The 10,968-nt window shown below is 32.6% G+C and carries 13 protein-coding genes and 2 pseudogenes; 12 read left to right on the plus strand and 3 right to left on the minus strand.

The annotated features are described in order from the left end of the window. Nucleotides 1-104 precede the first annotated feature (104 nt). Nucleotides 105-620, plus strand: coding sequence for a YceI family protein (locus tag BJG89_RS03145; protein ID WP_096808510.1), 516 nt, complete (start codon nucleotides 105-107; stop codon nucleotides 618-620). A 140-nt stretch (nucleotides 621-760) separates the two neighbouring features. On the opposite strand, the gene BJG89_RS03150 is transcribed toward BJG89_RS03145, so the two are convergent. Next, the gene (locus tag BJG89_RS03150; protein ID WP_096808511.1) at nucleotides 761-1,540 is read right to left on the minus strand and encodes a hypothetical protein; all 780 of its coding nucleotides are present in this window, start codon (nucleotides 1,538-1,540) and stop codon (nucleotides 761-763) included. Then, the gene (locus tag BJG89_RS03155) at nucleotides 1,530-1,868 is read right to left on the minus strand and encodes a PadR family transcriptional regulator (protein ID WP_096808512.1); all 339 of its coding nucleotides are present in this window, start codon (nucleotides 1,866-1,868) and stop codon (nucleotides 1,530-1,532) included. The genes BJG89_RS03150 and BJG89_RS03155 overlap by 11 nt, the downstream gene beginning before the upstream one ends. A 117-nt stretch (nucleotides 1,869-1,985) precedes the next feature. On the opposite strand from BJG89_RS03155, the gene BJG89_RS03160 reads away from it, so the two are divergent. From BJG89_RS03160 to BJG89_RS14550, 3 genes are all read left to right on the plus strand, one after another. Continuing rightward, on the plus strand, nucleotides 1,986-2,573 hold the full coding sequence (locus tag BJG89_RS03160) for a helix-hairpin-helix domain-containing protein (RefSeq protein WP_096808513.1): 588 nt from the start codon (nucleotides 1,986-1,988) through the stop codon (nucleotides 2,571-2,573). A gap of 15 nt (nucleotides 2,574-2,588) precedes the next feature. After that, nucleotides 2,589-3,062, plus strand: a complete 474-nt coding sequence (locus BJG89_RS03165) for an SRPBCC family protein (RefSeq protein WP_096808514.1) — start codon at nucleotides 2,589-2,591, stop codon at nucleotides 3,060-3,062. 80 nt (nucleotides 3,063-3,142) lie between these two features. After that, complete coding sequence (locus BJG89_RS14550) at nucleotides 3,143-3,319, plus strand: hypothetical protein (protein ID WP_170006822.1); 177 nt, start codon at nucleotides 3,143-3,145, stop codon at nucleotides 3,317-3,319. Between the two features lie 334 nt (nucleotides 3,320-3,653). On the opposite strand, the pseudogene BJG89_RS03170 reads toward BJG89_RS14550, so the two are convergent. Further along, nucleotides 3,654-3,867 (minus strand): annotated as a pseudogene (locus BJG89_RS03170) (family 1 glycosylhydrolase); the annotation flags it as partial. Between the two features lie 4 nt (nucleotides 3,868-3,871). On the opposite strand from BJG89_RS03170, the pseudogene BJG89_RS03175 reads away from it, so the two are divergent. From BJG89_RS03175 to cobA, 8 genes and pseudogenes are all read left to right on the plus strand, one after another. After that, nucleotides 3,872-4,066: pseudogene (locus BJG89_RS03175) on the plus strand (UTRA domain-containing protein); the annotation flags it as partial. Nucleotides 4,067-4,179: 113 nt separating this feature from the next. Further along, nucleotides 4,180-4,998: a formate/nitrite transporter family protein gene (locus tag BJG89_RS03180; protein WP_096808516.1), complete on the plus strand. Its 819-nt coding sequence runs from the start codon at nucleotides 4,180-4,182 to the stop codon at nucleotides 4,996-4,998. 331 nt (nucleotides 4,999-5,329) lie between these two features. Continuing rightward, the gene (locus BJG89_RS03185) at nucleotides 5,330-5,866 is read left to right on the plus strand and encodes a GNAT family N-acetyltransferase (protein ID WP_096808517.1); all 537 of its coding nucleotides are present in this window, start codon (nucleotides 5,330-5,332) and stop codon (nucleotides 5,864-5,866) included. A gap of 140 nt (nucleotides 5,867-6,006) precedes the next feature. Next, nucleotides 6,007-6,756 carry a sirohydrochlorin chelatase gene (locus BJG89_RS03190; protein ID WP_096808518.1) on the plus strand — a complete coding sequence of 250 codons (750 nt, stop codon included), beginning with the start codon at nucleotides 6,007-6,009 and terminating at the stop codon, nucleotides 6,754-6,756. Beyond that, nucleotides 6,728-7,192 (plus strand): precorrin-2 dehydrogenase/sirohydrochlorin ferrochelatase family protein, encoded by a 465-nt coding sequence (locus tag BJG89_RS03195; protein ID WP_096808519.1) that lies wholly within the window; start codon nucleotides 6,728-6,730, stop codon nucleotides 7,190-7,192. Before BJG89_RS03190 ends, BJG89_RS03195 begins: the two co-directional genes overlap by 29 nt. After that, nucleotides 7,185-9,590, plus strand: a complete 2,406-nt coding sequence (gene nirB, locus BJG89_RS03200; protein ID WP_096808520.1) for a nitrite reductase large subunit NirB — start codon at nucleotides 7,185-7,187, stop codon at nucleotides 9,588-9,590. Before BJG89_RS03195 ends, nirB begins: the two co-directional genes overlap by 8 nt. A 3-nt stretch (nucleotides 9,591-9,593) precedes the next feature. Beyond that, complete coding sequence (nirD, locus tag BJG89_RS03205) at nucleotides 9,594-9,908, plus strand: nitrite reductase small subunit NirD (protein ID WP_096808521.1); 315 nt, start codon at nucleotides 9,594-9,596, stop codon at nucleotides 9,906-9,908. Further along, the gene (gene cobA, locus BJG89_RS03210) at nucleotides 9,899-10,837 is read left to right on the plus strand and encodes a uroporphyrinogen-III C-methyltransferase (protein ID WP_096808522.1); all 939 of its coding nucleotides are present in this window, start codon (nucleotides 9,899-9,901) and stop codon (nucleotides 10,835-10,837) included. Before nirD ends, cobA begins: the two co-directional genes overlap by 10 nt. The last annotated feature ends 131 nt before the right edge of the window (nucleotides 10,838-10,968 follow it).

Raw genomic sequence — 10,968 nt, forward strand, 5'->3', positions numbered from 1 at the left:
ATTATAAAGCAATACAAATGTGAGCTTTTTTATTGATATATTTAATATACTTGGTATAATTAATGTATTAATAAAAGTTACAAATTTGGAGGTATGAATTTATTATGACAAAATTTAATTTTGATCCAGCGCATTCAGTAGTAGAATTTTCAGTTAAGCATTTAGTGATTTCAAATATCAAAGGTAGATTTAATGATTTTAATGCATCACTTGAAGGTGATTTAAATGATTTAAATTCAATCAAAGGCGAGCTTACGATTAAAGCAGATTCAATTGATACACGTGTAGGTGATCGTGATAATCACTTGAGAAGTGGTGATTTCTTAGATGCTGAGAATTATCCTGAAATTAAATTTGAAGTTACAAAAGTCGAAGAACAATCTGTTACTGGTAATTTAACAATTAAAGATGTTACAGAAGAAGAAACTTTTGAATTATCATATGAAGGACAAAGTAAAAACCCTATGAATGGCGCAACAACTGCTGGTTTTGTTGCTAATGGTACTATTAACCGTGAAAAATTCGGTATCACATTTAACCAAGCACTTGAAACTGGTGGCGTTATGATTGGCAAAGATGTGCATTTCCAAGTAAGTCTTGAATTTGCATTAGAAGACTAATATAGTTATTTAAATATAGCAGTGAGGCCGGTGGGCATAATGGTGCCCTTCGGCCTTTAATTATCATACTCATTATAGATAGTTGCAGTAGAACAATAAAATCTATTTTACAATGTTAGTCGTTGATATCACGCTTGTTTTTAGGGCCCGTTTGTATCGGTTGACCGTTTTTCACGATAATATTTAATCATTATATAAATGATAAAAATCCAAGATATGATAATTAAGGAGATTGAAGAAATCATGACATAGTTTTTGTTTGTAAAGTCACCGCCTGTAAATAGTGTGCCAATCAGATTGGGGATGCATAATAATAGAATAAGACCTGCGTAAAACTTTTGTTTTAAAATAAAGCAAGTCACCATTGTTATTAGTAAAAGGATTAACCCAAGGGTGAAATTAGTTGTTTGATTAGGTGACCAAATTATATAAAGTGGATAGTTTCGTAATAAATATTCACTTAATAGATATAAACCAAAAATAGCTGAAGATGAAATTCCAATAATAGCATAAGTTATTTTACTGTCACCCCAGCGCATAATTGATTTTTTGACAAAGCATAAAATAAAGATAAATGATCCCAAAAAGATAAGAACGAAGTAACAAATTAAAGCAATCGTTAATTGAAATGAATGATCTAACATTCTAGGTATCGCTGTCATGATAAACATAAAAGATATGAAATATAAAATATATTTAAATAAACCTTGAGTCATATTTAAATTTTTTGCAAATTTATCTGCATATGATTTAATGGGTGTGTTTAATAGATCCTCGATATTATCGTTGTTTTCTTCTGCAAGTGTAATATGGTCACGTAATTCTTCTTCAATTGAATTTACTTCGTCTTCATTTTTTCCACGAAATAATAACTCAATTCTCAACTTTAATAAAAAATCTTCCGCTTTTTTACTCAACATTGTTAACCCTCCACATTAAATTGTTCATACCATTATTTAAATCGTTCCACTTGTATTTAAAGTTAGCTAATTCCATTTTACCTTCTTCCGTGATGCTATAGTATTTACGCTTTGGCCCGCTCGAATCTGATTTTTTTGAAATAGAAATCACATAGCCTTTTTTACTTAACCTTAATAGCACAGGATAAATACTGCCGTCGCTGATTTCAGGAAATTGTTGAGATTCCAATTTATCCAAAATTTCATATCCGTAAGTTTCTCCTTGAGAGATGAGCGCTAAAATTGCACCATCTAACAAACCTTTCATCATTTGATTTGAAATTGACATGACATCCCTCTTTTCACTATCTTATAATAAAAGGTAGTTGATAATTTAATAACAAATATACCACATAACTAAAATAGATTTAACGGGGTATATAATGACTAAGAGAGGAGGCTAATGATGGCAACAGAGCTACCTAAAATTGGACGTCCAGCTACAAATGCATTGCAATCTATTGGTGTTATGACTTTAGAAAAAGTAGCAGAATATGACCGAACGTCTATTTTAGATATTCATGGCGTAGGACCAAAAGCGATAGATAGATTGGACAAAGCCTTAAAAGAACAAGGACTATCATTTAAAAATGAAAAATTATCTGAAATACCGTTTGAATTGGTTGGAGATGTGGCGTGTGATAATGCGCCAAAACGTCGAATAATGTTAGACTTTCTACTAGCTTCTGCATTAGCCGATAAAACAAAGTTATCACAAATTGTGGTTTCTAATTTCATTTGGAAGGTACCAGGCGCATTTGAATTAAAAAGCTTAGATGAATTTTATAATGAAATAGAAGCACACAGCACAGAAATTAAAAAAATTGAAGTTACACATCATTTAACACACGGAAAATTCGGGGCAATGCACGGTATTCAGACAAATGTTAATGGTATGAAAATTTACTTTGCAGATTTTATTGAATTTGAGAGTCACAGTAAAAATGCAAAAATAAAAATCGTTACGTCTTACGTCATTATGAACGAATCATAAGAAGGAGTATATTAAATGGGAATAGAAGTGAACGAAAATAAAATTATTTTCAAAAGAGATTTTGAAGCAACAGCAGAACAAATTTTTCAAGCTTATACAGAACGTGCTTTATTTGAACAGTGGTTTCACCCACAAAATGCAACAACTGAAGTATTTGAATTCAATATTAAAAAAGGAGGACAAGCCTTTTTTGCAATATATACTAATCAAGGCGCCAGTTATACATTAACAAAATATAATGAAGTAAAAGAACCGAATTTGATTGATTATTACGATTACTTTGCTGACAAGGAAGGTCATATTGATAAAAATATGGCTGGTATGCATAATATCATTCAAATAGAACAAAAAGATGACACGATTACACGTATTATTTCTACAGCTGAACTACCTCATCCAAAATCAGCACGGCAATTATTAGATATGGGCGTAGAAGATGGTATGAATAGCACGTTTGATAATTTAGAATCACTTCTAAAAAATATGTAAAAAGTCAAAGATATGTAAAAATTAGAGTGCTCACACATCGTCACTTTTAGTTATAATAAAAGTGAAATGAGGTGAGTGTATTGTATAAACGTTATTTAAAAGTTTTGGGGTTGTATGCTGTTAGTACGCTTGTACCAGCTGTTTTGTTAAATGAAAAAAGTTTACGTAGCAGCACATTCAAATGGTTTTTACGTACTTTAGCAGGTTATGGTATTTTTGCCTATGGCCTACACACACTGACAAAATTAAAAAAATAATAAGAAAACTAGAATAAAAAGTTTCGTTAGTTAACAAACATTTATGATTTTATTCAGGCAACCATGGTAAGGAATGAAAAATTTGGTTAAAGTTTATGCTCACTCTAGTTATCTATTGCCGATATCATCTTAAATGAGGTTGAAAGATAAATACCTCTGACTAAAACATAAACGTCAATTTCTATATTTTTTCAATAGAAATTGACGTTTATTTGTTTTTATAAAATTTTCAAACTTGTTAAGCTATTATTTTTCTGATTTCTACATATCCTGATTCATTCATTTAATTGGTTAAACCTACGAACTAATAAGCGAGCTAACTTTACATTTTATATTAATAAAATAGTGATTCGACATTTGTATTAATTACATTTTGGTACCAATTAAATGAATCTTTTTTCTTCGCTCTAAGGTGCCATTACCCAAGTTATTTCTATCTACATAAATTAGGTCATAGCGTTTTTTCATTTCGCCTGTAGTAAATGAAACGATATCAATGATACCCCACGGCGTATAGTCCATTAAATCAACCCATCTTCATCTACGGCAGCCGTTGGTTTTTCAGATATTTATTTTACGGTGGATAAATTAGATAATGGAGAGGCTAAAATATTAACACTAAATGACGGGGATCCTTGCTTAAGGTATGAACAAGTATTTTATACTACGACTGGCGTACCATTTGATTGTTCACATCTTCTATATCATTATAAGAATGCGCATTTCTATATACCATCTCAAAAATAAGTGTTTAAATATAAAAATAGCTTACACCCTATTAAATTTGAATGAAAAATAATACAATAGATTTATACGTGTGGGGTGTTTATTCGATGAAATTTATAAGGGGGGGTGTCATTATGATAGAAAATCATAAATCTATTAAAGATACATATATGTCTAGAGAAACAATTGATAATATTAACAATCAGGTACAGATGAAAGAAGTTATGTTTGATCAAACCCGCGGACGTTATGCTTTAAAATCAATTATGTCAGGCTTCTTATTAGCTATTGTGACAGTTTTTATGCTAGCGCTTAAGACACAAATGGTTGGTGCAAATGAAGGTGTCATTAACTTATTAGGCGCTATTTCATTTAGTTTAGCCTTAGTATTAATTGTGTTAACACATTCTGAATTATTAACTAGTAATTTTATGTATTTAACAGTTGGCTGGTATTATAAGTTAATCGGTATGAATAAAGCTTTTATTATCATGTTAGTATGTTTCTTTTTTAATATGATTGGTGGCATCATATTATTTGGCTTGATGAAATTTACGCCAATTATGACTTCTGAAATGGTTACAAGTTTGACTGAACTTGTAGATGGAAAAACGATCGATACGTCATGGTATGCCATTTTAGGTAAAGCTATTTTCTGTAACTTTTTTATAAATATTGGTATCTATGTTTCTATTCAATTTAAAGATGGTTTATCAAAAGCCTTTTTCATTGCATGTGGTGTGATTGTCTTTGTATTTATGGGATATGAACATGTGGTGTTTAATGCTGGATTATATGCAGGCATGTTATTTTATAACTTTGATGCTGTCGTTTGGTTACATGTTTTAAAAAATATCGTATTTGCCTTTATTGGTAACTTTATTGGTGGAGGTCTATTCGTAGGCTTAGTCTATGCTTACTTGAATGGTAAACGAGATAGCTTGCATAATTAAATAAATGAACCAATTAAATATAGTTAATTGAGCTGTGGAGTACCTCTCACGTTAGGTTTCTTCATAGCTTTTTTTAGTTTAAGCGCTGTCTATTAATAAATAGATTAGCCTCGAATATAAAATCAGCAAGTGGTGTAAAGGGGTTTATATCGTATTTTAAATAATCGCTAAATCACTCAACAAATTGTTTTTGGCGCTCTAGTGTTCTAGTGAGTAAATAAAACAAATCAATTGACTCATTTATAAAGAAACAATATTGTATTTATTGTGATTAATGATCTCAGTATAGTTCAAATCATAGCATAGATGAGAAACGTTAGGGAGTGACATAATGTCTGAATATAATATTAGAATTGCTGTTATCGATGATGCAGTAGAATTACAAAAATTAATGTATGAGGCTTTTACGCCGTTAAGAGAATTAGGTATTGATTGGCCATCTGTCAATGCTACTGTTGAAATGGTTGAAAAGAATTTACAAACTGGTACAACATTTGTCTTGGAAAATGAGACAGAAATTATTTCTACAATAACAGTGCGCTATCCTTGGGAAAGTAAACGCCGTATTTCTATTTATCCATTTGTATGGTGGTTTGCTACTAAGCCATCATATGATGGACAGGGTTTAGGCGGTAAATTGTTGAGATATGTTGAAGAGACATATCTCAGAGACACACTGAAAGTACCAGCAGTTACGTTAGGAACTTCTGCGCGTAAACATCCATGGTTATTAGATATTTACAAAAAAAGAGGTTATGAAATATACGCAGAGCATGAAAGCGATGATGGCGATTTAGGCGTTATTATGAGAAAAGTATTGATTCCAGAACGATTTGATGAAGACGTGTTGGGCGAACCGCCGTTTTAATGATATAAAAATTAAATAAATGATAGGGAATTCCTTTAGTTTTTCACTAAGGGGATTCCCTATTTTTTTACTTTTTGTGAATTTGTTCACAAAAAGCATTGGAAATATATTACAATTCAAGTGTAAAGGGAGGGGGCGCCATGGGAGAAAATATACTCGTTATACATGGTATGAGACGAGGTTATCAAAATGAGGCGTTACAACGATTCATCTATAGACTAATGAAAGAAAGTGGTATCAACTTTCACATTACATTTTTGGAAAGTGATATTAACCATTTATATAACATGATTTCAAGTCTAGTGAAACAAGGTGTACATGAATTTAACATCGTACCGCTTTTATTATTTTCAGCTAAACATTATTTGCAAGATATCCCGACAATATTACAGCATCTTAAAAACAATTACCCGTATATAGAGTATCAGGTTACACAACCATTAGGAACACACTACCATATCGTTAACATCATAAATGAAAGAATTAAAAACGCGCTGTATGTTAGCCCATCCATTAGCAAAATAGTTTTTATTGCGCATGGTAGTGAACGTTATAAGCAACCGAATGAACAACTTAAACAAGTAATAAATAATTGTAATGTTGCTAATAAACCTATCAATATGGTGATGCTATATGGGGATTATAGCTATAAAAAACGGTTACCTGAGATATTGGCAGAGGGCGGAGACATATTGGTAGTTCCTGTCTTTTTATACGATGGGTTTTTAGTTCATAAAATGAAAAGTGAAATTCAATATATGAGAAATAATAGCTGTATTGAATTTACAAAATCATTAAATTTTCACCCTTTATTGGAATTGATTATTAAAGACCAAATTACCCAATTGGAGGCACGTAATCATGTACCCGATACAACTCAATTTAGCTGATAAGCAAGTTGTCATTATAGGTGGCGGAAAAATTGCTTATCGAAAATTTCAACAATTAGTTAATGAGGATATTATTTCATTAACAATCATAAGCAAAACATTTTTACCAGAGTTCTTTGAAACAGAACACCCCAACTTGAAATTAATAACTAAAACTTATGACAGTAAAGACATTAAAAAAGCAGATATGATTATCATCGCAACAAACGATACCTCAGTAAATAATCAAGTTAAAAAGGATGCACTACCACATCAACTTGTTAACCATACAGGGGACAAAACACAATCAGATTTCTATAATATGCCAGAAATTCAGTACCATGATTTGAAAATTTTATTTAGATCAAATGGTACAGACTATAACAAAGTCAAGAAAGTATCACATGCAGTACAGCAGTTTTTAGCAGAAGTATATGAGGAGGATAAACATGTCTAAAAAACGATTAGTAATGATAGGAAATGGAATGGCAGGTTTACGCACGATTGAAGAAATATTAGAAAGAGACTCTGAGCAATACGAAATTACTATCATTGGTAAAGAACCCTACCCAAATTATAATCGAATCATGCTTTCTAATATTTTGCAGAAGAAAATGTCTGTTAAAGAAACCATTATGAATAGTTATCAATGGTATAAAACACATGGCATTGAATTGGTTACAAATGATCCAGTTATATCAGTTAATCGTGAGAAAAAAGAAATTATCACAGAAAAAAACAAACAATTCCATTACGATATTTGTATATTTGCTACAGGGTCAAGTGCGTTTGTGCTACCAATTCCAGGTTCTCAATTAAATAGTGTAATAGGATGGAGAACCATAGATGATACTGAACGTATGATTGAGATTGCTCAAACAAATAAACATGCAATCGTAATAGGCGGTGGTTTATTAGGTTTAGAATGTGCACGCGGTTTAATGGATCAAGGCATGGAAGTTACTGTAATTCATCTTGCAGAATGGTTGATGGAAATGCAATTAGATAAAAAAGCCGGTGAATTACTTAAAGCAGATTTAGAAGCTCAAGGTATGCATTTTAAAATGGAAGCACGTACAGAAAAAATATTAGGTGAACATGATGTAACAGGGATAGAATTAGCAGATGGGACTACCTTGAAAGCAGATTTAGTTGTGATGGCTGTAGGCATTCGTCCATATACACAAGTGGCACAATCATGTGGGTTGGAGGTAAATAGAGGTATTGTGGTGAACGATTTTATGCGAACAAGTGACGAATCCATTTATGCAGTGGGAGAATGTGCTGAACATAGAGGACAAACTTATGGATTAGTAGCTCCATTATATGAACAAGGCAGGGCGTTAGCAGATTATTTAACACATATGCCAACTGAAGGGTATCAAGGATCGACTACGTTCACATCGTTAAAAGTATCAGGTTGTGATTTATATAGCGCTGGACAAATACGTGAAGATGCTGAAGTGAAAGGCATAGAAATCTTTGATAGCGTTAATAAACATTATAAAAAAGTTTTTCTAAAAGGAGACAATATTGTTGGCGCAGTGCTATACGGTGACATAGAAGATGGCTCCAGATTTTTTAATATGATGAAGAAAAAAGAAGAAATTCAAGACTATACTATGGTTTCGCTTTTACATAAAGGCAGTGAATCAAGCGGTCTAAATATTGCGGATATGGCTGACGATGAAACAGTCTGTGGCTGTAATGGCGTCAATAAAGGTACTATCGTTGATGCGATAACACAAAATGGGTTAACAAGTATTGACGAAGTAACGCAATTAACGAAAGCAGGTAATTCTTGTGGAAAGTGTAAAGGACAAATAGGACAAATTCTTGAACATACACTAGGGGATGATTTTGTAGCAAATAAACCGGCAGGCATTTGTGCATGTACTGATTTGACACGTGATCAAATTGTAACGCAAATTAGAGCAAAATCACTTAAAACCTCTAAAGAAGTGCGTCATGCTTTGGATTTTAAAGATAAAAATGGGTGTCCAAAATGTCGTCCAGCTATTAATTATTATCTCAATATGATCCACCCGTTCCAACATACAGATGAAATTGAATCACGTTTTGCCAATGAACGCTATCATGCCAATATTCAAAATGACGGCACATTCTCTGTTATTCCTCAAATGCGGGGCGGTGTCACAGACGCTGAACAACTGATTAGATTAGGCGAAGTTGCTAAAAAATACAACGTGCCACTTGTTAAAGTGACAGGGTCACAGCGTATTGGCCTTTATGGAATTAAGAAAGAATTATTACCTAAAGTGTGGTCAGACTTAGGCATGCGTTCAGCGTCAGCGTATGGTAAAAAAACACGTTCAGTAAAAAGTTGTGTGGGTAAAGCATTTTGTAGATTTGGTACACAATTCACTACACGTTTAGGCATTCGTTTAGAAGAAGCATTTGAATATATTGATACACCGCATAAATTTAAAATGGGTGTTTCGGGGTGTCCCAGAAGCTGTGTAGAATCAGGTGTGAAAGACTTTGGTGTTATTAGCGTTGAAAATGGTTTCCAAATTTATATTGGAGGCAATGGCGGTACTGAAGTAACTATTGGCCAATATTTAACAACAGTCGAAACGGAAGATGAAGTTATCAAATTGTGTGGGGCGTTTATGCAATATTATAGAGAAACAGGTATTTATGCAGAGCGTACAGCCCCCTGGTTAGAACGTTTAGGTTTTGAAAATGTGAGCACAATCTTATTGGATGAAAAAAAGCAAACAACACTATATGAACGTATTATGAAAGTTAAAAGTGCAATGGATAAAGAGCCATGGTCAGCACTTTTAAATCATAAAAAAGCACGACAAATATTTGAAGTAGAGAAGGTGTAAATCATGGATTCTAAAACTAAAATTAAAGTGTCTTCAATTGATTCATTAACGCCCTTGATTGGTAAAAAAGTTGTTATTGAAGATAAAGAAATCGGCCTATTTTTAACTGAAGATGGACAAATCCATGCAATTCAAAATCGATGTCCACATAAAGATGGTCCATTATCAGAAGGTACTGTTAGCGGAGACTATGTATATTGTCCGTTACATGATCAAAAAATTGATATGAATACAGGATTAGTGCAATCGCCAGATACGGGTTGTGTAGAGGTTTATCAAGCGGTGATACACGATGGGGATGTTTATATATGTCTTTAAATAAGAAGGGGAAGGTATATCTTGTTGGCGCTGGGCCAGGCGATCCAGATTTGTTAACACGTAAAGCAGAACGTTTGATAAGACAAGCCGATATTATTTTATACGATCGGCTTGTAAATCCGTTTATTTTACAGCTAGCTAAGCCTGGTATAAAAATCATTAACGTTGGAAAACAACCTTACCACAAACATATTCAACAAGCTGAAATTAATAGGCAACTTATTGATGCAGCTAGTTCACATGGTTGTGTTGTGAGATTAAAGGGTGGAGATCCAGCTATTTTCGGACGAGTGCGTGAGGAAGTCGTTGCTTTAAAGGCACAAAATATTGATTGTGAAATTGTACCCGGTATTACTTCTGCTAGTGCAGCAGTGGCAATAATGGGTCAGGGCCTTACTGGACGGAAAATTGCTACAAATGTTACTTATACAACGGGGCACTTTTGCAAAGAGAATCATAAAAAAGTAGATATAAGTGCAATCTTAAAAAACGGCACGTTGGCTATTTATATGGGAATTAAAAATTTAAATGAAATGATGACTCAAATCTACCAGAAAACAGAGATAGATTACCCAGTAGTTGTTGTATATAACATTTCTACTTATCAGGAAAAAGTAATTAAGGGAACTGTGACGACAATTGGTCAAATTATAAAAAGACAAGCAGGATCACCTGGCTTGGTTTTAGTTGGTTCATTAATGTCTGAAATCGATTGTGAAAATTATTTTAAACAAAAGGCGACAAAAAATTACTTAATTACTGGAGGTTACCAACTTGCTATAGATAAAGCATTATCACTATATAGCGAAGGGCATTTTTGTATCATTAATCCAGAAGATAGGTCAATGTATCATGAAACACAATTAGAACTTATTAATGAGATAACAGAAAAGTATACATTTGATGAATATATAGAATTAATTGAATAACCGATGATATGAAGCGCGCGAAACGCTTATGAATCTGTCATGATTATAAAAAAATCATACCTTAACGCATAATAAACACTTCCCTAAAATCAACTATTAATATTGATTTTAGGAAGTGTTTTATTTAATTA

Source organism: Staphylococcus nepalensis, assembly GCF_002442935.1.
GTDB classification, from domain to species: domain Bacteria; phylum Bacillota; class Bacilli; order Staphylococcales; family Staphylococcaceae; genus Staphylococcus; species Staphylococcus nepalensis.